Source organism: Streptomyces sp. NPDC030991, from assembly GCF_055571235.1.
This window is the reverse complement of sequence record NZ_JBVIFR010000009.1, coordinates 1-23,587: the sequence shown is the minus strand read 5'-3', so window position 1 is coordinate 23,587 and position 23,587 is coordinate 1. Positions and strand designations below refer to the sequence as shown.

The window sequence follows — 23,587 nt, the reverse complement described above, 5'->3', positions numbered from 1 at the left end:
ACCCACGGCCGAACCGACGGCCGAACCCACGATCGAACCCACCCGCCCCGACCCGCCCCCCGTCGGCCGAACCGCAACCGAACCCGCGACGACCCGCGACCTGACCCGCACCGACGGCCCCGCCCCACCCAGACCCAGCCGCCCACCTCCCCGTCCCGCCTACCGAACCGCGACGAACTCCGAGACGACCCGGGCAGCCCGCTCCGCGGGAGCCGCGGCGGCATGCCCCACCGCGACGGCCCCCATGGGGTCCCACTCGGCCGGCAGGTCCAGTACGTCCCGTACGACCTCCCGGCAGAACATGGTCGACGACACCCACGCCGAGCCGAGCCGCTCCCCGGCCAGCGCGACCAGGAAGTTCTGCACGCCGGCCCCGGCGGCCACGACGAACATCTCCCGCTCGGCGGCGTCCCGCCGCGCGTCCCCGTAGGAGTGCGATCCGTCCATGACCAGGCAGGGCACCACGAGGTAGGGCGCGTGACGCAGCACGTCCCCGCGCCGGACCCGCTTGGCGATCGACTCCTCGCTCTTCCCGTCGCGCCGCAGGTCCGCGATCCACGCGTCCCGCATCGCGTCGAGCAGCCGCGTCCGCGACTCCTCGGACTCCAGCAGCACGAACCGCCACGGCGTCGTGTGGTGCGGCGCGGGCGCGGTGACGGCGGCGGCGACGGCCCGCCGCACGGCCCCCGGGTCGACCGGCTCGTCGGTGAAGGCCCGCACGGTACGCCGCTGCGTCACGGCTTCCCGTACGGCCTCGGAGGTGCCGAGCCGGAACATGTCGTCACGTGCCACCCGCACCAGCTCGCGCGCGGAGCCGCCCTTTTCCGCCACCACGCCGCTCAGGCCGCGCACCACGGCGACCGGCAGCCCGCCGGCCTTCCCCTTCACGAGGTCCCCGGCGGCGGCCAGCTCGTCGGCGGTCGCGACCACGGTCGCGCTCAACGGATTGCCGTACGCGTCGACGCCGCCCCGCAGATCGTCGAGGACGCGCACGCCCGCGGCGCCGATGGCGACATCGGTCAGCCCGTTCCGCCAGGGGCGGCCGAAGGTGTCGGTGACGACGACGCCGACCTCGACCCCCAGGGCGTCCCGCACGCCGTCGCGGATCGCGGCCGCGGCGGCGTCGGGGTCCTCGGGCAGCAGGAGCACGGTCCCGGCCGCGGTGTTGGACGCGTCGACACCGGCCGCGGCCATCACCAGGCCCAGCTTGTTCTCCACGATCCGCAGCGGTCCGCGCCGCGCCACGACCCGTACGGTCTCGGCGTCGATCGCGGCCTCCCGGTCGTCGGCGCGGACGATCCGCCCCTCGGCCTTGCTGACGATCTTCGAGGTGACCAGGAGGACGTCCCCGTCGGCGAGCGCCGGTTCGGCGGCGACGATCAGCTTGGCCAGGTCATCACCCGGTCTGACCTCGGGGATCCCGGCCACGGCCCAGGCCCGGAAGGAGGGCGCAGTGGTGGCAGCGCTCACGCGATCCGCACCTCCTCGGCGAGCCGCAGCGCCTCGCGCGCCATCGCGGCCGCGGCGGTGCCCTCCTCGGGGTCCGTCATCATCAACGGCACGGCCCGGCACTTGATCCCGGCCGCCTCGACGCGCTCCACGACCCCGGCGTCCACGGTGTCCACCAGCCAGCCGTCGAGCAGCCCCGACCCGTAGTGCTCGGCGACGGCGGCGGCGCTGGACTCCACGCCCACCGCGGCCAGCACCTTGTCGGCCATGCCGCGCACCGGTGCGTCGCCCACGATGGGGGAGAGCCCGACGACGGGCACGCCCGCCTCCGCGATGGCCTCCCGGATGCCGGGCACGGCCAGGATCGTCCCGACGCTCACCACGGGGTTCGACGGCGGGAACAGGATGACGTCGGCCTCGGCGATGGCCTCCAGCACTCCGGGCGCGGGCTTCGCCTGCTCGGCGCCGACCGGCACCACGGCCTGCGCGTCCACGGAGGCCCGCAGCTTCACCCAGTACTCCTGGAAGTGCACGGCCCTGCGCTCCCCGTCGATGTCGACGGCGACGTGGGTCTCCACGCGATCGTCCGACATGGGAATGAGCCGCACCCCGGGCTGCCACCGCTCGCACAGCGCCGCGGTGACCGCGCTGAGCGGGTACCCGGCCGCGAGCATCTGCGTGCGGACGATGTGGGTCGCGAAGTCGCGGTCGCCGAGCCCGAACCATTCGGGCCCCACCCCGTACGCCGCGAGCTCCTCCTTCACGTGGAAGGACTCGTCCGTACGTCCCCAGCCCTGCTCCTCGTTGATGCCGCCGCCGAGCGTGTACATCACCGTGTCGAGGTCCGGACAGACCTTCAGGCCGAAGAGGTGGATGTCGTCCCCGGTGTTGCCGATGACCGTGATGACCGCGTCGTCCGGTGCCGCCTGCTTCAGACCGCGAAGGAACCGGGCACCACCGATGCCGCCTGCCAGAACCACAATGCGCATGGCCCCAGCATCGCAGGCAGGTACGACAACGCGGCAGCCGGTGTCAGACGGCCGCGCGCTCCGCCGTGGCGCAGGCGGGGGAGTGGAACGGCATCTCGGTCAGGCCGGGGTAGTAGACGTGCAGGCTGACGGCGGGTTCGAGGGAGTCGTTGACGACCTCGTGGACGTACCCGGCGGCGAACACGCGCTGCGCGCCCGCCGAGAGGGTCCGGGCGCGGTTCTCCGTACGCTCCGTCAGTTCGCCCTCCAGGAGGGTCAGTACGCCGGAGGACGGTCCGTGGTCGTGCAGCCCGCTGCCCTGCCCCGGCACCCAGGACAGCAGCCACACCTCGTAACCGGGCCCGGTGCGCAGCCGGTGGTACCAGCGCGTCGTGGCGTCGTACTCGACAAGGTGGGCCCACTGCGAGCGGTCGGCGGCGACGGAGCGCGCCAGCCCGACGAACTCGGCCACCGTCTCGGGGTGTTCACGAGCGGGTGCCAGCAGGTGCGGTACTTCGAGGATGTCGCCGGCGATCTGGAGGTCGCTGTCGATGTTCATGGGTGTGGGGATTCCTCGGAGGGGAGTGCGGGGGTGCCCGAAGGGGCGCGGAGCCGTACAAGGGAGGAGAAAGCGCGGTCGGAGCTCGGTGGCTCAACGACTCAACAGCTGGAACAGCAACAGTGCGCGCGGGCAACGGAGACGGACCCGGCGACGCGGGTCGTCATCAGTGCCAAGTTCGCGAGCATGCACACCAGCACACCGGTTCATGCCTCCGCTGTCAACTCACCGTCCGGATTGCGAGATATGTTTCACCTCATCCGGTATCGCAGGCAGGCGAAAGGTTTGTTCAGCCGCCTCACCGGACATGTGGCGTTTCAACTCAGCGCGGAACGAGATCGAACTCAGCGTCGTCCTCTCCAGTAGTGGCCGCTGGCAAGTGTCACGGTTTTTGCCGATTTGAACACTTTCCGCATAGCCTTGGTTCCGCAGAGTGAATAAGGGGCCCAATAGCAGATCTCGGCTTGACTGCCCCGGATCGGCACACTTGTAATTTCACTCGTGTCGTTCAGCCGAAATCGGTAACGGCAACATCACGGGGACGCACGGACGGACGAGGGGCGCACTATGACCGAGTCGTTTCAGGATCTGCTGGTCGAGGACGCGGAAGAGGAACTCGGCTGGCAGGAGCGCGCGCTGTGCGCCCAGACCGACCCCGAGTCCTTCTTCCCCGAGAAGGGCGGCTCCACGAGGGAGGCCAAGAAGGTCTGCCTGGCGTGCGAGGTCCGCTCCGAGTGCCTGGAGTACGCACTCGCCAACGACGAGCGGTTCGGCATCTGGGGCGGCTTGTCCGAGCGCGAGCGCCGTCGACTGAAGAAGGCCGCTGTCTAGTCCCCCATATGTGCCGTACGTGCGGCCCGTCGCCGGTGGTTGTCCACAGGCGGCGGGCCGCGTTTGTTGTCAGCCGTTAGTGTGGGGCCCCGTCCGAGACGCCTCCGTGCCCCCAGTGGGCACAGACGTCCACCGCAGTCCAACGAACCGGGGCCCGTACCTCGATGTCCGTGCACAGCCACTCGGCAGACCAATTCGGTGCTGCCGCCGCCACGTTCGACCCGGGGCACGACGCAGGGCTCGACCCGAGCGGCGCCCCCGAGTTCCCCAGGCATGTCGTCACCGCCGTCCTCGTCTCGCACGACGGCGCCCGCTGGCTGCCCGACGTCCTGTCGGGCCTCCTCGGCCAGGAGCGCCCCGTGCAGAACGCGGTGGCGGCCGACACCGGCAGCGCCGACGACTCCGCGGCCCTGGTCGGCGGCGCCCTCGGCGACGAGCGCGTCCTGCACCTGGCCCGCCGCACCGGCTTCGGCCAGGCCGTCGAGGAAGCCGTGCGCGGCGCCGGGGTGCTCACCCCGGAAGAGCTGCCCTACCTGAAGCGGCCCAGCGGCTGGGACCCCGTCAGCCGCACCTGGCGCGACGACGCGTACGACCTGCCGGACCTGCCGCACGGCCAACCCGTGCAGTGGCTGTGGCTGCTGCACGACGACTGCGCGCCCGAACCCGACGCACTCGCCCAGCTGTTGCGCGTCGTCGAGGCGGAGCGCGAGGCCGGCGCGGAGGTCGCGATCGTCGGCCCCAAGCTGCGCGGCTGGTACGACCGCAGGCAGTTGCTCGAGGTCGGCGTCTCCATCGCCAACTCCGGGCGGCGCTGGACCGGCCTCGACCGCCGCGAGCAGGACCAGGGCCAGCACGACCACGTGCGGCCCGTCCTGTCCGTCTCCACCGCCGGCATGCTGATCCGGCGCGACGTCTTCGAGCAGCTCGGCGGGTTCGACCGCAGGCTGCCGCTGATGCGCGACGACGTCGACCTGTGCTGGCGCGCCCAGGCCGCCGGACACCGCGTCCTCGTCGCCCCCGAGGCCGTCGTGCGGCACGCGGAGGCATCCTCGCGCGAGCGCCGCACCGTCGACTGCGTGGGACGCACGGCTTCGTCGCCGCACAAGGTCGACAAGGCGGGCGCCGTCTACACGCTGCTCGTCAACGCGCGCGGTGCGACGCTTCCCTGGGTCCTGGTCCGCCTCGTGCTCGGCACCCTGCTGCGCACGGTCGCGTACCTGGTCGGCAAGGTGCCCGGACAGGCCTTCGACGAGATCGCCGGGCTGATGGCGACGCTGCTGCGGCCCGGGCGGATCCTCGCCGGCCGCAAACAGCGCGGCACGGGCCTGGTCGACGCCAAGGAACTACGGCCGTTGTTCCCGCCGCCCGGCGCGACCGTGCGGCTCACCGTCGAGCAGGTCGCCGGGAACCTCTTCGACGGCGCCGACCCGGAGACCTCCAACGCCGGCCGGCACGGTGGCGGCGGCCTCGAATCCGGCCCCGGCGGCGACGACGCCGACTTCATCCAGATCGAGCAGTTCGCCCGCCTCAAGCGCATCGCCCGCAAGCCGGGCCCGGTGCTCTTCGTCGCGCTGCTCTTCGTCTCCCTCATCGCCTGCAGAGGGCTGCTCGGGAGCGGGGCCCTCGCGGGCGGTGCGCTGCTGCCCGCGCCGGGCGACGCCTCCGACCTGTGGGCCCGCTACCTCGACGCCTGGCACGCCACCAGCACGGGCGGCACCCAGGCGGCGCCCCCGTACCTCGCGCTGCTCGCCGCCCTCTCCTCCCTCCTGCTCGGCTCCACCGGCCTCGCGATCACCGTGCTGCTCGTCGGCTCGGTGCCGCTCGCCGGGTTCGCCGCGTACTTCGCCTCCCGGCGGCTCGTCGAATCCCGGCTGCTGCGCGCGTGGGCGGCCGTCGCCTACGCCTTCCTACCCGCCGCCACCGGCTCCCTCGCGGGCGGTCGCGTCGGCACCGCGGTGCTCGTGATCCTGCTGCCGCTCATCGCGCGCGCGGGCCTGTCCGCCTCGGGCCTCACGAACGAACGGGGCGCGCGCGGCAGTTGGCGGGCCACCTGGGCGTACGCGCTGCTGCTGACGATCACGACGGCCTTCACGCCGATCGTCTGGCCGATCGCCCTCGTCCTCGGTGTCGCGCTCCTCGTGGTGCGCCGCGGCGAGATCACCGCGTACGGGCTGCGTTTCCTCGCCGCCCTCGGCACACCGCTGCTGGTGCTCGCGCCGTGGTCCCTGACGCTGCTGCCGTTCGGCTTCTTCAAGGAAGCCGGACTGCCGTACGGAGAGGGCTCCGGGACCGCGCAGAGCCTGCTCGGCGCCTCACCGGGCGGCCCCGGCACCACGGGCAGCCTGCTGCTCGTCGGCATCGTGCTGGCCGCGCTCGCCGCGCTGCTGCGCCAGGAGCGCCGCCTCGCGATCCTCACCGCCTGGACCGCGGCCCTCGTCGCGCTCGTCTTCGCGGTCCTGTCGAACAGCTCGGCGTGGGCCGGCCCCGCCACCCTCGTCTACGGCATCGCACTCCTGGCCGCCGCCGCGCTCGGCGCCGACGGCGCGCGCTCGCGCGTGGCCGAGCAGAGCTTCGGCTGGCGCCAGCCGGTGGCCGCGCTCGTCGCGTTCGCCGCCGCCGCAGGCCCCCTGCTGCTCGCCGCGGGCTGGATGATCGCCGGCGCGTCCGGACCCCTGGAGCGCCGCGACCCGGTCCAGGTGCCCGCGTTCGTCGCCGAAGAGGCGGGCACCCGCGACCAGGCCCGCACCCTGGTCCTCGCCGGCTCCACGGGCCAGGTGTCCTACTCGCTCGTCCGCGGCGCGGGCGCCCGCCTCGGCGACGGCGAGCTGACCGCGGCCGCCGGGGACAACAAGAACCTCGACAAGGTCGTCGCCAACCTGGTCGCGGGCTCCGGCGCCGACCAGGCCGACCAGCTCGGCGGCTTCGCCGTGCGCTACGTCCTCATCCGTGACGGGGCGCCGCGCCAGATGGGCCGTGTCCTGGACGCGACGCCCGGCCTGACCCGGCTCAGCCAGCAGGACGGCACCGCCCTGTGGCGCGTCGACCGGCAGGTGGCGCGGGCCGTCGTCCTGCCCTCGGCCGCCGCCGGTTCGACCTCCGAGGAGGCCAAGCCGGTCGCCGCGGGCCCCGTCGATCTGCACACGAAGCTGCCCGCAGGCGGTGCGGGGCGCGTACTGCGCCTCGCCGACCAGGCCGCCGAGGGCTGGACCGCCACGCTCGACGGCGCGCCCCTGACGAGGACCACGGTCGACGGCTGGGCGCAGGGCTTCGAACTGCCCGCGTCGGGCGGCACCTTGGACGTCACCTACGACGCGCCGGTTACCCACACCGCCTGGCTGTGGGTCCAGGGCGCCCTCGCCCTCGTACTCGTCGTGCTCGCCCTGCCGGGGCGGCGCAAGGACGTCGACGACGACCTCCCCGAGGAGCCCGCCGTGCCCGCCCAGGCCGTCACCGGCGAGGGCCGCAGGGCCCGCAGGCTACGCGCCCAGGCCGAGGCCGAGCAGGCCACCGAGCAGCCCGCGGAGCAGGGCTTCGACGACGCCCTGCCACCGCCCCCGGCGGAGCCGGCCCCGACGGCGGACATCCCGCAGCAGCAGACGTACGGAGAGTGGGAGCAGCCCGAGTACACGGGCGCCGAATACGGCACGTACGCGGGCGAGCAGCAGCAGTACCAGGGCGGCGCCTACGGATACGACCAGCAGGCGGGCCCGTACCAGGCCGACCCCTATCAGGCGGGCCAGTACGACCCGTACGCCTATGGGGGCACGTACGAGACGCAGGCGCCGTACGACCCCACGTACGAGCAGCACGGCCAAGGACACGACAACGGCCAAGGACACGACGGCCAAGGACACGGCGACGGCCAGGGCAACGGCCGTGGCAACGGCACCGACAGTGAGCGCCCCGACGGGAGCCAGCAGTGAACCGCACGACCTTGTCCCTGATCGCCGCGGTGACGGCCCTGGCGGCCGTCACCGGGTTCGCCGCCACGACGTCCGGCGGCACGGACGACACCCCCGCCAAGGCGGCCGCCCAGCTGCCCGTGGAGCGCTCCAGCCTGCTGTGCCCGACGCCCGGCCAGTCCGACCTCGCGGAGACCGCGTACACGTCGTACACGCCGCCCTCGAAGGGCGCCGGTGACGCGGCGGGCAAGGCGCGGCTGATGCCGGTGGAGACCAACTCGGGCGACACCGGCGGCGGCAAGGGCAAGGCCAAGAAGCCCGCGCCGGTCGTCACGCCGAGGGAGCCCGGTACGCCGGCCACGGGCGAGGCGTCCGGCGCCGACGCGCCCGCCCTCATCGGCACCGCCGACGGCGCCCTGGCCCCCGGCTGGACCGTCCAGCAGACCACCACGGTCACGGCCGGCACCGGCCGCGGCCTGCTCGGCCTGAACTGCTCGACGCCCGACACCGACTTCTACTTCCCCGGCGCGAGCACCGCCAAGGACCGCAGCGACTACATCCACCTCACGAACCCGGACGACGAGGCCGCGGTCGTGGACGTGCAGCTGTACGGCCCGGAGGGCGCCATCAAGTCCGACGTCGGCGAGGGCATCCAGATCGGGCCGCACGCGAGCGTGCCGGTCCTGCTGTCGACGCTGACCGGCAAGCCGTACACGAACCTGACGCTGCACGTCACCGCGCGCAGCGGCCGGGTCGCCGCCGCGGTGTCGGCCGCCGACGACAAGTCGGGCGGCGACTGGCTGCCCGCCGCCGCCGACCCGGCCGCCTCCCTCGTCCTGCCCGGCATCCCCAAGGACGCCACCAGCGTGCGCCTGGTCGCCTTCGCGCCGGGCCAGGACGACGCCGACCTGAAGGTCCGGCTCGCCACCTCCAGCGGCACGATCGCGCCCGCGGGCCACGACACTCTGCACGTGAAGTCCGGCATGACGGCCGCCGTCGACCTGGGTGCGGTGACGCGCGGCGACGCGGGCTCCCTGCTCCTGACGCCCACCGACACCTCGGTGCCGATCGTGGCCGCGCTCCGCGTCACCCGCGGCAAGGGCGCCGACCAGGAGAGCGCGTTCATCCCGGCCACCCGCGACATCGGCGGGCGCTCCACGGTCGCCGACAACCGCGCCAAGGGCTCCACGCTCGCCCTGACCGCGCCCGGCGCCACCGGCACGGTGAAGGTCACCGCGTCGGCCGGGGACGAGGGCGGGACCGCGACCTCCAAGGAGTACACGGTCAAGAGCGGTACGACCCTCTCGGTCCCGGCGCCCGTCCCCGACGGCCTGAAGGGCACGTACGCGCTCACCGTGGAGCCCGTGTCGGGCGGCAAGGTCTACGGTTCGCGGACGCTGGAGGAGAAGCAGGACGACGTCCCGGCGTTCACGGTCCAGACGCTGCCGGACGACCGGGGCACGGTCTCGGTGCCGGAGTCCGACGAAGACCTCTCCGTCCTGCAGAAGTAGTCACCGGAGGCGGTCATCGGAGGCGGCCACTGGAGGCAGCCGCCAGAGGTAGTCGTTGGAGGCGGCCACTAGAGGCGGTCGCCAGAGGTAGTCACGCCTCGGGGTTCACTCGTCCCCGTCGCCGTCCCCGTACCGGGGATCGACGGTCTCCGGAGTGATACCGAGGACCTCGGCGACCTGCTCGACGACCACGTCGTGCACCAGCGCGGCCCGTTCGTCGCGTCCCTTGGTACGGAGTTCGACGGGACGCCGGTAGACGACCACGCGCGCGGGTGTCCCGTCCCGCTCGGGGATCATGCCTCCCAGCGGCACCGTGTCGGCGCCCCACGCCTCGTCCTCGGCCGTCAGCCGTGGCACCTCCAGGATGAGGAAGTCGACCTCGGCGAGCTGCGGCCAGCGCCGCTCCAGCCGCTCCACCGAGTCCTGCACAAGGTCGGCGAAGACCTCGGCGCGGCTCGCCGACAGCGGTACCTGCGGTGGCGCCACGGGCCCGCGCATGCCGCGGCCGTGCCGGTCGCGGCGGCGCGGCGGGCGCGGCTCGGCGGGGGAGCGCGGCGGTACCGGGCCGTCGGGGGGTACCGGGTTCTCAGCGTTGGCGGGCCTTTCCATCACCGACGCAGCGTAGTCCTCCGGGGCGGTGGGGGCCGGGCGACTCCGTACGGGGCACGGCATGTCGCTTCCTGACCGATCAAGCCAATCCGGGGCCTGATTTCGCATCCCTCCCAGACCGTTGATCTCGTGACAATTGAAGGTATTTACCCCGAGTGGTGACCGCTTTCAACTGGTCGCCGGGGCGCACGACCCCGGGTCGCCGCAGGTCACGAACGCCTCCGCGGAAGCCGGTGTGCGCCGTCTCACGTCACGACACGGTGGGGTGACCTCGGGGAGAGTCGTCGCGGCCCGCTCAGGAGTGCGGTACCGTCCAACATCGTGAGCCCTGTACGTCGCTGTTCGCGCACCGCTTGCGGCCGTCCCGCCGTCGCGACGCTGACGTACGTCTACGCCGACTCGACCGCGGTCCTCGGCCCGCTCGCCACCTACGCCGAACCCCACTGCTACGACCTGTGCGCCGAGCACTCCGAGCGCCTCACCGCGCCGCGTGGCTGGGAGGTCGTCCGGCTCACCGACGGCAGCGCCCCCTCCCGCCCCAGCGGCGACGACCTGGAGGCCCTGGCCAACGCCGTGCGCGAAGCGGCCCGCCCCCAGGAGCGCGCGGCCGGTGCCGGCGGCTCGGGCGGACGCCACGCGGACCCGATGGAGGTCGCACGCCGCGGCCACCTCCGCGTCCTGCGCTCACCCGACAACTGACGCTCGTCCGATAGCTGATACTCATCCGACAACTGGCCGGTGGACGCTCGCCCGGCAGCTGACCGGTTCGCCGTCGGCCGACCGGCCTTCACGGGATCTTCGCCGTCGTACGCGTTGACCCGCCATTGTCGAGGACACGACGATTTCGCCACCCCGACCCCGGGGATTCCGGGAGGCGCTCGTGTTCGTCCAGCAACTGGAGCCCGTGAACGGCTCACTCGGCCTGTCCGCCCTCGTCGCCACGGTGCCACTCGTCACCGTCCTCGTCCTGCTCGGCGCCGTCCGCATGAAAGCCCACCGCGCGGGCCTGATCGGTCTCGGCGCGGCCGCCCTCGTCGCGTGGCTCGTGTACGACATGCCGCTCGGCCAGACCGCCTCCAGCGCCGCACAAGGAGCGCTGTTCGGCCTCTTCCCCATCATGTGGATCGTCGTCAACGCCCTGTGGGTGTACCGGATGACCGTCCGCACCCAGCACTTCGACATCCTGCGCCGCTCCTTCGGGCGCCTCTCCGACGACCCGCGCATCCAGGCCCTCGTCATCGCGTTCTGCTTCGGCGCGCTCCTGGAGGCCCTCGCCGGATTCGGCGCGCCGGTCGCCATCTGCTCGGTCATGCTCGTCGCGCTCGGCTTCGACCCGGTCAAGGCCGCCGTCGTCTCCCTCGTCGCCAACACGGCGCCCGTCGCCTTCGGCGCCATGGGCACCCCCGTCGTGACGCTCGCCCAGGTCACCGGGCTCCCCCTGGACTCGGTCGCCTCCGTGGTGGGCCGCCAGACGCCGCTGCTCGCGCTCGTCGTGCCGCTGGTGCTCGTGGGCCTGGTGGACGGAGGGCGCGGGCTGCGCGAGACCTGGGGGCCCGCCCTGGCGTGCGGAGCCGCGTTCGCCGTCGTCCAGTTCGCGGCCTCCAACTATGTCTCCGCGCAACTCGCCGACATCGGCGCCGCCCTGGCCGGAGCCGGCGCCCTGGTCGCCGTCCCGAGCGCGCGCAGACCGGCCGCCGAACCCGTACGCGCCGCCGTCCTCACCGGCGTACGCAGCGAAGACCTGGACGAGGCGGACCCGCGCCCCGAAGTACTGCGCGCCTACGCCCCGTACGCGCTCATCGTCGTCATCTTCTCCGTGGCCCAGATCCCCGCCGTCAAGGAGTGGCTGACCAAGGCGAACCAGGTCTTCGACTGGCCCTTCCTGAACGTTGCCGACCCGAGCGGCGAACCCGTGAGCGGCAACGTCTTCACCCTGCCCCTCGTCTCCACCGGAGGCACCCTCGTCCTGCTCGCCGGAGTGTGCACGGCGGTCGTCATCGGCGTGCACGCGCGCGTGGCGGTACGTGAATGGCTGGAGACCCTCTACGAGCTGCGGTTCGCGATCCTCACCGTCACCAGCGTGCTCGCACTCGCCTACGTCATGAACCTGTCGGGGCAGGCCGCCACCATCGGGCACTTCGTGGCCGCGGCGGGCGCGGGACTCGCCTTCCTGTCGCCGGTCCTCGGCTGGTTCGGTGTCGCGGTCTCCGGCTCCGACACCTCGGCGAACGCGCTCTTCGGCGCCCTCCAGGTGACGGCCGCCCAGCAGTCCGGCCTGTCGCCGGAACTCCTTGCGGCGGCGAACAGTTCGGGCGGCGTCCTCGGCAAGATGATCTCGCCGCAGAACCTGACGATCGCGTGCGCGGCCGTCGGACTCGCGGGCCGCGAGGGCGACTTGTTGCGCAAGGTGCTCCCATGGAGCCTCGGGCTCCTGCTGGTGATGTGTCTGATCGTGTTCGCGCAGAGCACCGTGGTGCTGTCCTGGATGCTGCCGTGATCGTCCTACGGGTCCCGCCCGCGGCCCCGCCGGGTGCTCACCAGCGCTGACCTGTGAGGACGCGTGGAGCCGTCTTCTTTGTGAGGAATGCGGGGTTCACGGCCCGTTGTCGGTCCGGCCAGGTAGTTTGTGGGGTCCGTGCAGGACTCCAGGAGGGCTGGGCCGACCGTGGCTGCTGCTGATCTGTCGCAGATCGTGAAGGCGTACGACGTGCGAGGGGTGGTCCCGGACCAGTGGGACGAGGAGCTCGCCGCGCTGTTCGGCGCCGCCTTCGTACGTGTCACCGACGCGACGGCGATCGTGGTCGGGCACGACATGCGGCCCTCATCGCCCGGACTCACGCGGGCCTTCGCGCGCGGGGCCGCGGCCCTCGGCGCCGACGTCACGGAGATCGGCCTGTGCTCCACCGACCAGCTGTACTACGCGTCGGGCGCCCTCGGCCTGCCCGGCGCGATGTTCACCGCCTCGCACAACCCCGCGCGGTACAACGGCATCAAGATGTGCCGGGCCGGCGCGGCCCCGGTCGGCCAGGACACGGGGCTGAGTGAGATCCGGCAACTGGCCGAGGAGTGGAGCGAGTCCGGCGCCCCCGAGCCGGCCGCGACCCCTGGAACCCTCACACGGCGTGACACGTTGACGGATTACGCGGCGCACTTGCGCGGCCTCGTCGACCTCACCTCCATCCGCCCCCTGAAGGTCGTGGTCGACGCGGGCAACGGCATGGGCGGGCACACCGTGCCGACGGTCTTCGAGGGCCTGCCCCTCGACCTCGTACCGATGTACTTCGAGCTGGACGGCACGTTCCCGAACCACGAGGCGAACCCGCTGGACCCGGCCAACATCGTGGACCTCCAGGCCCGCGTCCGCACCGAGGGCGCCGACCTGGGACTGGCCTTCGACGGCGACGCGGACCGCTGCTTCGTCGTCGACGAGAGAGGGGAGCCGGTCTCCCCGTCCGCCATCACCGCGCTGGTCGCCTCCCGCGAGCTGGCCAGGAACGGCGGCTCGGGCACGATCATCCACAACCTGATCACCTCCTGGTCGGTGCCCGAGGTCGTGCGGGAGAACGGCGGCACGCCCGTACGCACCCGCGTGGGCCACTCCTTCATCAAGCAGGAGATGGCCACCAGCGGCGCGATCTTCGGCGGCGAGCACTCCGCGCACTACTACTTCCGTGACTTCTGGAACGCCGACACCGGCATGCTCGCCGCCCTCCACGTCCTGGCGGCGCTGGGCGGCCAGGACGGCCCGCTGTCCGCGCTGGTCTCCTCCTACGACCGCTACGCGGGCTCCGGCGAGATCAACTCCACCGTCGCCGACCAGGCCGACCGCCTCGCCGCGATCAAGGCCGCGTACGGCGACCGCGCCGACACCACCCTGGACGAACTGGACGGCCTCACCGTCACCTCGACCGACTGGTGGTTCAACGTCCGCCCCTCCAACACCGAACCCCTGCTCCGCCTGAACGCGGAGGCACGGGACGCGCCCACCATGGAAAAGATCCGGGACGAGGCGCTGAGCATCATCAGGGGGTAGAGCGCGCGCCGGGTCCGTGGAGTCGGGCCGGGAGGCCGAGGGTTCGCGGGGCCGCGTCGGGCTGCGACGAGAGTGCTGGGGGTGGAGGGGCGGACGTCCGCTGGCCCCAGCCCCTCCCGCCCCCCCCCAGCCCGTCCGGCGAGCTGGAGGGGCGGACGTCCCCATCCCCTCCCAGCCCATCTGGCGAGCTGGAGGGGCGGACGTCCCCTGGCCCCAGCCCCTCCCGGCCCGTCCGGAGGGCTGGAGGGCGGACGTCCCCTGGCCCCAGCCCCTCCGGTGGGCTGGGGGGGGGAGGACGTCCCGTGGCCCCAGCCCCCCAGCCCGTCCGGCGTTTGAGGACGAGCCCTTAAGGCGACCAACCTGGCACCCAGCAGGGGCACTCGTAACCAGCCCCGAAACACAGGCACAGGCACCGCGCACCGCGCACCGCGCACCAGGCACCTGGCACGGCACGGGCGCCCGCCCGAAGGACAAACCCCGGGCCAAGCCCATCCCGGAGCCCGCGCCCCCCGAGCCCCACCCACCCCAATCCACGCAAGCCCAGCGCAGCGCCCCGGCGGTAGGCTGACCAGGCCGCTCGACACACGTCAGGCGCCCGCACCCGTACCCCGAAGGGAAACCCCATGCCGCTCGAAGCCGGCCTCCTGGAGATCCTCGCCTGCCCGGCCTGCCACGCCCCCCTCAAGGAGGCCGACGCCGAGCTGCTCTGCACCAGCACGGAGTGCGGCCTGGCCTACCCGGTCCGCGACGGCATCCCCGTCCTCCTGGTCGACGAGGCCCGCCGCCCCGCGTAACCGTTCCCGCGAGCAGGAGACCCGACGCGATGTTCGACGAAACGCTCCTGGACGACACGGAGGCGCTGGCGAGAGCCGACCGCCGTGGCCTGCTGCGCGGCGCCGCCGAGGCGGGCGCCCGCGTCCGTACGGCGGCCCGGCACGCGGCCGAGGCCGGCATCACCGAGCTCAAGCCGGACGGCCGCCCGCGGGCCGTCCTGATCGCGGGCCCCGGCACCGCGGCCGCGGGGGTCGCCGACCTGGTGGGCCGGCTGGCGGGCGCGGCTTGCCCGGTGATCCGGCTGCGCCCCGTCGGCGTAGCCCCGGCCGCGGGGGCTCTGCGCTGGGACCTGCCCGGCTGGGCGGGCCCGGTCGACCTGCTCCTGATCGCCTCCCCGGGCGGTACCGAGCCCAGCCTGTCGCTCCTGGTCGAACAGGCGTACAGGCGCGGCGTCACCGTCGTCGCCGTATGCCCGCAGGGAGCCCCGCTGACGGAGTCGGTGGCCGGTGCGCACGGTCTGTTCGTGCCGATGGCGACGGCCCCGTACGACCAGGACGAATCGGCCGCGGCCTCCGCGCCCGGCGTGCTCTGGGCCCTGCTGACTCCTCTCCTCGCGCTCCTGGACCGCACCGGGCTGCTGTCCGCACCGGCAGACACCCTGGAGAAGGTCGCCGACCGCCTCGACCGCACGGCCGAGCGGTGCGGCCCGGCCATCACGACGTACAGCAACCCGGCCAAGACCCTCGCCTCCGAGCTTGCCGAGGCGCTGCCGCTGATCTGGACCGAGGGTGCGGCCGCGGGCGCGGTGGGCCGGCGCTTCGCCGCCGCCCTGGCCGAGCTGGCGGGCCGGCCCGCGCTCGCCGCCGACCTGCCCGAGGCGATGCCGGCGCACGGCGCCCTGCTCACCAGCGACCTCGCGGCGGGTGCGGCCCCGGACGACTTCTTCCGCGACCGGGTCGACGAGGGCCAGGGGTTGCGCGCCCGCGTCGTCCTGCTCCGCGACCGGCCCGTCGACGGACTGTCCGCGGCCTTCGCGGCCCGCGAACTCGCGTTGTCGCACGACGCCGCGATCAGCGAGCTGGAACCGGAGGAGGGCACGGATCTGGAGACCCTCGCGGAGCTGATCGCCGTCACGGACTTCGCCGCCGTCTACCTGGGCCTGGCCTCCGGCACCTGACCGAGCCCGGCCCACCGGACGAACCCGCCGCCGCGCCCGGGGCAGAACACGGCGAAGACCAAACCTGCCCCGACCCGGCCGACGCCCCACCCGGCACCCGCCGAGCTCTCTCGGCCCACCGGACGAAGCCCGGCCCCCGCCCCGCACGCGGACCGGCCAACCCAGCACGGAGCTGGCCGACGAAGCCCGGCCGCCACCAGCCCCCTGGTCGGCCGCCAGCCCACTCGGCTGGCCACCACCCCGTCCGGCCGCCCCGAGCCCCCGGCCCCCGACGGAGGCCACCCCGGTACGGGCCGACCGCCCGGCGGCGCCCGGCACGCCCGGTCACGGCGGCACACTCGGGCGCGGCCCCCGCCCCGTACCGCACGCCCGCCCGACGACACCCGCCCGACGACACCCGGCGCCTCCACCCCACCGGCACCACACGCCCCGCACACCACACGCCCGCCCCCGCCCACGTACGGAGAAGACCGCCTGATGGACCGCCTCACCAACACCGTCCGCCCCTACGCCTGGGGCTCCACCACCGCCATCCCGAACCTCCTCGGTGCCGAGCCGACCGGTGAACCCCAGGCCGAGATGTGGATGGGCGCCCACCCGGGCGCCCCCTCGCACACCGACCGCGGCCCGCTCGACAAGCTCATCGCCGCGGACCCGACGGGACAACTCGGTGCGGCGGCAGCCGAGAAGTTCGGCCCGCGTCTGCCGTTCCTCCTCAAGCTGCTCGCCGCGGGCGCACCCCTCTCCCTCCAGGTGCACCCCGACCTCCAGCAGGCGAAGGACGGTTACGCGCGGGAAGAGGCCATGGGCGTACCGGTCTCGGCAGCCGACCGCAACTACAAGGACGCCAACCACAAGCCCGAGCTGATCTGCGCGCTCACCGAGTTCGACGGCCTGTGCGGATTCCGCGCGCCCGAGGAAGCGGCCCGGCTGCTCGAACGCCTCGGCGTGGACAGCCTCAAGCCCTACGTCGACCTGCTGCGCGCCCACCCCGAGGAGGCGGCCCTCCGTGAGGTCCTCACCGCCGTACTGAGCGCGGACCGCGCCGAGATGGAGCGGACGGTCACCGACGCGACGGCCGCCGCCCAGCGCATCGGCGGCGCCTACGAGCCGTACGCGGGCATCGCCCACCACTACCCCGGCGACCCGGGCGTCATCGCCGCGATGTTCCTGAACCACGTCCGGTTGCAGCCCGGCGAGGCCCTCTTCCTCGGCGCCGGCGTCCCGCACGCCTACCTGAACGGCCTCGGCGTCGAGATCATGGCCAACTCCGACAACGTCCTGCGCTGCGGCCTCACCCCCAAGCACGTCGACGTCCCCGAACTGCTGCGCATCGTCCGCTTCGAGGCCACCGACCCCGGCGTCCTGCGCCCCGAGGCGTCACCCGGCGGCGAAGAGGTCTACGACACGCCCATCGACGAGTTCCGGCTCTCCCGCTACGTCCGCCCCGACGGCGCCCCCGCCGACGACCTGACGGCCGCCACCCCGCAGATCCTGCTCTGCACCGCCGGCTCGGTCCACGCGGGCGAACTCGCCCTCGCACCGGGGCAGTCCGCCTTCGTCCCCGCGGGAGAAAAGGTGGAAGTGTCCGGTACCGGCACGCTTTTCCGGGCGACCGTCGTGGCCTGACTCCCGCCCCTCCCGTCCCGTGCTGCAACAATGACCCACCGCAAAGGACGGGCAAAGCGGCAGCATTTCTCGTAGCAGCACGGGACGTACGAAGGGACACCAGGAACAACATGAGTGCTTCAGGCGGAGCAAAGGCGATCGTGGCGGCCCTCGCCGCCAACCTCGCCATCGCGGTATCGAAGTTCGTGGCGTTCCTCTTCAGCGGCTCCTCGTCGATGCTCGCCGAGGCGGTGCACTCGCTGGCCGACTCGGGCAACCAGTTCCTGCTCCTGGTCGGCGGCAAGAAGGCCCAGCGCGAGGCGACCCCGCAACACCCCTTCGGCTACGGCCGCGAGCGCTACATCTACGCCTTCCTCGTATCGATCGTCCTCTTCTCCGTCGGCGGCATGTTCGCCGTCTACGAGGGCTACGAGAAGATCTCCCACCCGCACGACCTCGAACACTGGTACTGGCCGGTCGGTGTCCTCATCTTCGCGATCATCGCCGAGGGCTTCTCCTTCCGTACGGCGATCAAGGAGTCGAACCAGCTGCGCGGCAACCTCTCCTGGGGCCAGTTCATCAAGCGCGCCAAGGCCCCCGAGCTGCCGGTCGTCCTCCTGGAGGACTTCGGCGCCCTGATCGGTCTGGTCCTCGCGCTCCTCGGCGTCGGCCTCACCCTCGCCACCGGCGACGCCGTCTGGGACGGCATCGGCACCCTCTGCATCGGCCTCCTGCTCATCGCCATCGCGATCGTCCTCGCGCTGGAGACCAAGTCCCTGCTGCTCGGTGAGGCCGCCGGCATGGACGAGGTACGCAAGATCGAGGAGGCCGTCGTCGACGGCTCCACGGTCACCGGCCTGATCCACATGCGCACGCTCCACCTCGGCCCCGAGGAGCTCCTCGTCGCCGCGAAGATCGCCGTCCAGCACGACGACACCGCGGCCGAGGTCGCCCGCGCCATCAACGAGGCGGAGGCCCGCATCCGCGCCGCCGTCCCGATCGCCCGCGTCATCTACCTCGAACCCGACATCTACAGCGCGGCCGAGGCCGCCAAGGGCCCCGACCGGGAAGCCGCCCCGGGCGGCCCGGCGCCGGCACCGGAACACTGATCGTTTCTCGTACGCACCCGGACTCCGACGGAGACGGGGTGGGGCCGGCTGACCCGATCGGTGTAGATTCGTAACGAGCCAGACGTCGCTGCTGATGGCGGTCGGGCGGCCCGCGCGACGGGCCGTCCGAGGGAGAGAGGGCCTCCGACGGACTGCGCTGCGAGCGCCAGGGGACACCTGTGTCCCAGGACACCGCAGATCAGCCATGCGCGTACCCGAAGCGGGCATGCGCACCACGCCCACCTCGACCATCTGCAAACGCACCGAGGAGCAGCTCACTTATGACTTCTGTCGCCAACCGACAGGACCAGGACTTCAAGGTCGCCGATCTCTCCCTCGCCGAGTTCGGCCGCAAGGAGATCACTCTCGCCGAGCACGAGATGCCCGGCCTGATGTCGATCCGCAAGGAGTACGCCGCCACGCAGCCGCTCGCCGGCGCCCGCGTCACCGGCTCCCTCCACATGACGGTCCAGACGGCCGTCCTCATCGAGACCCTCGTCGCCCTGGGCGCCGAGGTCCGCTGGGCGTCCTGCAACATCTTCTCCACGCAGGACCACGCCGCCGCCGCCATCGCGGTCGGCCCGAACGGCACGCCGGACAACCCCCAGGGCGTCCCGGTCTTCGCCTGGAAGGGCGAGACGCTGGAGGAGTACTGGTGGTGCACGGAGCAGGCGCTGACCTGGCCGAACACCCCCACCGGCGGCCCGAACATGATCCTGGACGACGGCGGCGACGCCACCATGCTCGTCCACCTGGGAGTCGAGTACGAGAAGGACGGCAAGGTCCCCTCGGTCGACACCGCCGACTCCGACGAGCACCGCGTCGTCCTCCAGCTCCTGGACCGCACGATCTCGAACGGTTCGCAGAAGTGGACCCAGCTCGCCTCCGAGATCCGCGGTGTGACGGAGGAGACCACGACGGGTGTGCACCGGCTGTACGAGATGCAGCGTGAGGGTTCGCTCCTCTTCCCCGCGATCAATGTGAACGACGCGGTGACGAAGTCGAAGTTCGACAACAAGTACGGCTGCCGTCACTCCCTGATCGATGGCATCAACCGTGCGACGGACGTTCTCATCGGTGGGAAGACCGCGCTGGTCTGTGGTTACGGTGATGTGGGCAAGGGCTGTGCGGAGTCGCTGCGGGGCCAGGGCGCCCGCGTGATCGTCACCGAGGTCGACCCGATCTGCGCGCTCCAGGCGGCGATGGACGGTTTCCAGGTCACGACGTTGGACGAGGTCGTGGACAAGGTCGACATCTTCGTCACGACGACCGGCAACAAGGACATCATCATGGCCTCGGACATGGCCAGGATGAAGCACCAGGCGATCGTCGGGAACATCGGCCACTTCGACAACGAGATCGACATGGCCGGCCTGGCCCAGATCCCCGGCATCGTCAAGGACGAGGTGAAGCCGCAGGTCCACACGTGGACGTTCCCCGACGGCAAGGTCCTGATCGTGCTGTCGGAGGGTCGTCTGCTGAACCTGGGCAACGCGACGGGCCACCCGTCGTTCGTGATGTCCAACTCGTTCGCGGACCAGACGCTGGCCCAGATCGAGCTGTTCACGAAGCAGTCGGAGTACCCGACCGACGTCTATGTGCTGCCTAAGCACCTGGACGAGAAGGTCGCGCGGCTGCACCTGGACGCGCTCGGCGTGAAGCTGACCACGCTCCGCCCCGAGCAGGCGTCGTACATCGGTGTCGAGGTCGAGGGCCCGTACAAGTCGGACCACTACCGCTACTGAGCTACGCGGCACCGAGCTGCGCGGCTCCGAGCTGCGCGGCTCCGAGCTGCGCGGCTCCGAGCTGCGCGGCTCCGGTGCTGAGCAGCCGCCGGGCTGCTCAGCACCGCGCCGGTCGCACTCGCCGACCGACACAGGACAGGCCCCCGCACCCCCGTGCCGGGGGCCTGTCCCGTACCGCGCACCACCGCCGGCCACGACCGGCGGAGGCCGTCACCAAGCCAGCCAGAGGACCCCACGAACGCCATGCCCCGAGGCCGATATTCGCTCCACGATCCGCACGATCACACCCCCCTCGGCGAAGAACACTTCCACTGCGCACCCGGCCCCTCGGGCTGGCGCTACGTGGCCCAACGGACGACCCCCGCCAACGACCACGCCGGCTCGATCGACCTCGCCCTCGACGAACTGGGCCGCCCGATCCGCCTCGAAGTGAACGCGGCGAGCTGGCAGGTGCGAGGAGCGGCTATCGATGGCGTCACCTGGGTGCGCACGGACCCCACCGGCACCCACGCCACCGAAGGAAACGCCCCCGCCCACGCCTTCACCGGCACGTCCCCCGCGTTCCTCGTCGCCACCACGCGACTGCTGAACCTCACCCCCGCGTCCCCCTCCACCCGTGTCCGTCTCGTCGCCCTCACGGATCCCGTCCTGGCCCCCCGCACCCTGGACCAGTCCTGGACCTTGCTGAAGAGCGAAGCACACGCCACTGACAACGGCCCGCTCGTCGTGGACGAATACCAGGTCACAGCCCTGGACACGGGGGAGCAGCACATCGTCCACGTCAGCGGTGACGTGGTTCTGTCGGCCCCCGGCATCGACCTCGAGGCCCTCGAGACGCCGCCCTCGACGTTCAGCTGACGACGTCAGGCGGGCGGAGCGAACCCGGTGGCCGGCGGCTCGGAATCCTTGGCGGAGTCAGAGGCCGGCGGCCCCTCGGGCGTGGGAGGGATCGGCCCGCCGTACGCCCCCTGGACCCCCTGGGGTTCCCGCGGCGGAGCAGAAGCGGGCGGCGGAAAAGCACTCGCCGGCGGCATCGCCCCCGCGCCGAAGGCCCGCCGGGCCTCACGCGACTGCCGCTCGTGCACCACCGCGGCCAGGAACGCCGCAGGCGGCACATCGTGCGGCGCGGGCGCACCGGTGTGCGCGGCGAGATCGGCGGCAAGCCGCTCGGCCATGCCCCATCCGATCTGCGGATCCAGCTGTCCCATCCGCGTCAGGTACTGCCGCACGGCCAGCCACAGCCTTTCCGGCACAGCGGACAGATCCAGCTGGGCGAAACGCCCCATCAGCCACGGCGGCGGTGGCGGCACGACCGCCGTCTGCCCGCCCGGCACCCGTTCCCGTACGACGAGCGTCCCCGCGAAGACGTCCCCGACCCGTCGGCCCCGGGCGGACACCAGCGAGGCGATGCACGCCACGACACCGAAGGTCCCGAGGATCTCGACGACGCCTACCGCGCCGCGCACCAGGGCATGACGGAACCGGATCGGCCCTCCGTCGTCGCGCACGACCCGGAGCCCGCACGCGAGTTTCCCGAGCGACCGGCCATGGCTCAGCGTCTCCACGGCTATCGGGATCCCGACCAGCACGAGCAGGAACAACGCCACGGAGACGGCGGCCGAAGCGGCATCGTCCAGCGAAGCGGTCGCGGCCACCACGGCGATCGTCACGACGATGTAGACGCCGAAGGCGACCAGAAGATCGATGAGCACGGCCAGCGCCCGGCTCGGCAGCTTCGCGGGCCGCAGCTCCAGTGCCACGGCCTCGCCCGTCACCAGCTCACTCACGCCGGCCACCTCCCCTTCACTGACCTGCCCCAGGAACCGACAGTCTGCCAAGCTGAGGGCACATTGCGCCGCACAGGTGCCCGAAAGCGAGGAGCAGCAGACCGGATGGACCTCGACGTCTTCGTGTCCGCCCACCGAGCCGAGTGGGACCGCCTGGACGCGCTGCTGCGCCGCCGTCGCCGCCTGACGGGCACGGAAGCGGACGAACTGGTGGCCCTCTACCAGCGCACGGCCACCCATCTCTCCCTCATCCAGTCGAGCGCGCCCGACCCCAGGATCATCGGCCGCCTCACCCAACTCGTGGCACGCGCGCGTAGTGCGGTGACGGGCACGCGCCGCGCTTCATGGCGTGACGTCACCCGTTTCCTCACCCACGGTTTCCCGGCGGCGGTCTACAAGGCACGCCACTGGTGGGTCCCGACCGCGCTCCTCAGCACCGCGATAGCCGCCCTGATCGGCTGGTGGATAGGCACGCACCCCGAAGTGCAGGCATCCATAGCCGCGCCGTCCGAGCTCCGCGACATGACGCGCCCGGGCGGCCAATACGAGACGTACTACTCAAGTCATCCGGCGACGTCCTTCGCGGCCCAGGTCTGGACGAACAACGCTCAGGCAGCCGCCATGTGCCTGGTCCTGGGCATCTTCCTGGGCCTGCCGGTCCTGTGGATCCTCTTCCAGAACGTGCTCAACCTGGGCATCGGTATCGGCCTGATGACCTCGGCCGGCCGCCTCGACACCTTCCTGGGCCTGATCCTCCCGCACGGCCTGCTCGAACTGACCGCGGTCTTCGTGGCGGCCGGTACCGGGCTGCGACTCGGCTGGACGGTCATCGACCCCGGCCCCCGCACACGGCGGACCGCACTCGCGGAAGAGGGCCGCGCGGCCCTGGGCATGGCTATCGGTCTGGCTCTGATCCTCTTCATCTCCGGCGCGATCGAAGGCTTCGTCACCCCTTCCGGCCTCCCGACCTGGGCCCGCATCGGTATCGGCATCGCCGCGGAACTCGCCTTCCTCGCCTACGTCTATGTCCTCGGAGGCCGCGCTGCCCGTGCGGGCGAGACCGGCGACCTGGAACCGGCAGAACGCAGCGCGGTCCTGCCGGCCGCGGCCTGATGTGCGCGCGGCTCCTGTGAGCTGCTAGTCTCCTCTTCGCCCTGGAAAGACCGTTGACACGGCCCGACCGGGGAGGTAGATTCGAACAGTTGCCCCGAGCTCGACAGGTTCGGCCGCGACCGCTAGTATCTAGCGCGCTTCACGAAATAACATTCTTCGAGAAGCCTCCCGATTAATCAGAGAAAAGCGCCGGTCAGTCCGGCCCAAAACTTCTGATAAAGTCGGATCAGCCGAAAGGCAAAGGCCCCCAACGGCCACCGGAAATGAAATCCGAACCGGAAACGGAACGGAAAACGGATCTGGTAAGGTTGGAAACACGAAGGGAAGCGCCCGGAGGAAAGCCCGAGAGGGTGAGTACAAAGGAAGCGTCCGTTCCTTGAGAACTCAACAGCGTGCCAAAAGTCAACGCCAG

General features: G+C 72.1%; 19 protein-coding genes. 13 read left to right on the top strand and 6 right to left on the bottom strand.

Going from position 1 to position 23,587, the window contains the following annotated elements; translation table 11 throughout:
* Nucleotides 1-159: 159 nt before the first annotated feature.
* From ACZ45E_RS18590 to ACZ45E_RS18580, 3 genes are read right to left on the bottom strand one after another with little or no spacing between them, the layout of a single operon-like run.
* Nucleotides 160-1,470 (bottom strand): coenzyme F420-0:L-glutamate ligase, encoded by a 1,311-nt coding sequence (locus ACZ45E_RS18590; protein ID WP_468221976.1) that lies wholly within the window; start codon nt 1,468-1,470, stop codon nt 160-162.
* Nucleotides 1,467-2,438 carry a 2-phospho-L-lactate transferase gene (gene cofD, locus ACZ45E_RS18585; RefSeq protein ID WP_468221975.1) on the bottom strand — a complete coding sequence of 324 codons (972 nt, stop codon included), beginning with the start codon at nt 2,436-2,438 and terminating at the stop codon, nt 1,467-1,469. The genes ACZ45E_RS18590 and cofD overlap by 4 nt, the downstream gene beginning before the upstream one ends.
* A gap of 43 nt (nt 2,439-2,481) precedes the next feature.
* The gene (locus tag ACZ45E_RS18580; RefSeq protein ID WP_468221973.1) at nt 2,482-2,976 is read right to left on the bottom strand and encodes a cysteine dioxygenase; all 495 of its coding nucleotides are present in this window, start codon (nt 2,974-2,976) and stop codon (nt 2,482-2,484) included.
* A gap of 567 nt (nt 2,977-3,543) precedes the next feature.
* On the opposite strand from ACZ45E_RS18580, the gene ACZ45E_RS18575 reads away from it, so the two are divergent.
* The 3 genes from ACZ45E_RS18575 to ACZ45E_RS18565 all read left to right on the top strand — a co-directional run bounded on the left by ACZ45E_RS18575 (nt 3,544) and on the right by ACZ45E_RS18565 (nt 9,220).
* The gene (locus tag ACZ45E_RS18575; protein WP_127831770.1) at nt 3,544-3,807 is read left to right on the top strand and encodes a WhiB family transcriptional regulator; all 264 of its coding nucleotides are present in this window, start codon (nt 3,544-3,546) and stop codon (nt 3,805-3,807) included.
* A 164-nt stretch (nt 3,808-3,971) separates the two neighbouring features.
* Nucleotides 3,972-7,730, top strand: a complete 3,759-nt coding sequence (locus ACZ45E_RS18570; RefSeq protein WP_468221972.1) for a glycosyltransferase family 2 protein — start codon at nt 3,972-3,974, stop codon at nt 7,728-7,730.
* Nucleotides 7,727-9,220: a DUF5719 family protein gene (locus tag ACZ45E_RS18565; RefSeq protein WP_468221971.1), complete on the top strand. Its 1,494-nt coding sequence runs from the start codon at nt 7,727-7,729 to the stop codon at nt 9,218-9,220. The genes ACZ45E_RS18570 and ACZ45E_RS18565 overlap by 4 nt, the downstream gene beginning before the upstream one ends.
* Before the next feature lie 105 nt (nt 9,221-9,325).
* Here ACZ45E_RS18565 and ACZ45E_RS18560 read toward each other — a convergent pair whose 3' ends face one another.
* Nucleotides 9,326-9,829, bottom strand: coding sequence for a metallopeptidase family protein (locus ACZ45E_RS18560; protein WP_468222320.1), 504 nt, complete (start codon nt 9,827-9,829; stop codon nt 9,326-9,328).
* Nucleotides 9,830-10,150: 321 nt separating this feature from the next.
* Between ACZ45E_RS18560 and ACZ45E_RS18555 the strand changes: the two genes are divergently transcribed.
* The 9 genes from ACZ45E_RS18555 to ACZ45E_RS18515 all read left to right on the top strand — a co-directional run bounded on the left by ACZ45E_RS18555 (nt 10,151) and on the right by ACZ45E_RS18515 (nt 21,133).
* Complete coding sequence (locus ACZ45E_RS18555; RefSeq protein ID WP_324770026.1) at nt 10,151-10,528, top strand: DUF3499 domain-containing protein; 378 nt, start codon at nt 10,151-10,153, stop codon at nt 10,526-10,528.
* A 181-nt stretch (nt 10,529-10,709) separates the two neighbouring features.
* Nucleotides 10,710-12,326 carry an L-lactate permease gene (locus ACZ45E_RS18550; RefSeq protein WP_468221969.1) on the top strand — a complete coding sequence of 539 codons (1,617 nt, stop codon included), beginning with the start codon at nt 10,710-10,712 and terminating at the stop codon, nt 12,324-12,326.
* Between the two features lie 168 nt (nt 12,327-12,494).
* Entirely contained in the window at nt 12,495-13,862 is a 1,368-nt protein-coding gene (locus ACZ45E_RS18545; protein ID WP_468221968.1) for a phosphomannomutase/phosphoglucomutase, read from the top strand.
* A gap of 623 nt (nt 13,863-14,485) precedes the next feature.
* Nucleotides 14,486-14,656: a Trm112 family protein gene (locus ACZ45E_RS18540; RefSeq protein WP_468221966.1), complete on the top strand. Its 171-nt coding sequence runs from the start codon at nt 14,486-14,488 to the stop codon at nt 14,654-14,656.
* A 29-nt stretch (nt 14,657-14,685) separates the two neighbouring features.
* Complete coding sequence (locus ACZ45E_RS18535) at nt 14,686-15,813, top strand: SIS domain-containing protein (protein ID WP_468221965.1); 1,128 nt, start codon at nt 14,686-14,688, stop codon at nt 15,811-15,813.
* A 477-nt stretch (nt 15,814-16,290) separates the two neighbouring features.
* On the top strand, nt 16,291-17,442 hold the full coding sequence (gene manA, locus ACZ45E_RS18530; RefSeq protein WP_468221964.1) for a mannose-6-phosphate isomerase, class I: 1,152 nt from the start codon (nt 16,291-16,293) through the stop codon (nt 17,440-17,442).
* A gap of 110 nt (nt 17,443-17,552) precedes the next feature.
* Complete coding sequence (locus ACZ45E_RS18525) at nt 17,553-18,530, top strand: cation diffusion facilitator family transporter (protein ID WP_468221963.1); 978 nt, start codon at nt 17,553-17,555, stop codon at nt 18,528-18,530.
* A 281-nt stretch (nt 18,531-18,811) separates the two neighbouring features.
* Nucleotides 18,812-20,275 (top strand): adenosylhomocysteinase, encoded by a 1,464-nt coding sequence (ahcY, locus tag ACZ45E_RS18520; protein WP_468221961.1) that lies wholly within the window; start codon nt 18,812-18,814, stop codon nt 20,273-20,275.
* A gap of 243 nt (nt 20,276-20,518) precedes the next feature.
* On the top strand, nt 20,519-21,133 hold the full coding sequence (locus ACZ45E_RS18515; RefSeq protein WP_468221960.1) for a hypothetical protein: 615 nt from the start codon (nt 20,519-20,521) through the stop codon (nt 21,131-21,133).
* A gap of 5 nt (nt 21,134-21,138) precedes the next feature.
* Here the strand turns inward: ACZ45E_RS18515 and ACZ45E_RS18510 are convergent, their stop codons facing one another.
* Nucleotides 21,139-22,062, bottom strand: coding sequence for an RDD family protein (locus tag ACZ45E_RS18510; RefSeq protein ID WP_468221958.1), 924 nt, complete (start codon nt 22,060-22,062; stop codon nt 21,139-21,141).
* 105 nt (nt 22,063-22,167) lie between these two features.
* On the opposite strand from ACZ45E_RS18510, the gene ACZ45E_RS18505 reads away from it, so the two are divergent.
* Nucleotides 22,168-23,175, top strand: coding sequence for a stage II sporulation protein M (locus tag ACZ45E_RS18505; RefSeq protein ID WP_468221957.1), 1,008 nt, complete (start codon nt 22,168-22,170; stop codon nt 23,173-23,175).
* 226 nt (nt 23,176-23,401) lie between these two features.
* Here ACZ45E_RS18505 and ACZ45E_RS18500 read toward each other — a convergent pair.
* Nucleotides 23,402-23,587: hypothetical protein (locus tag ACZ45E_RS18500; RefSeq protein ID WP_468221956.1), on the bottom strand; the 186-nt coding region annotated here is incomplete at its 5' end.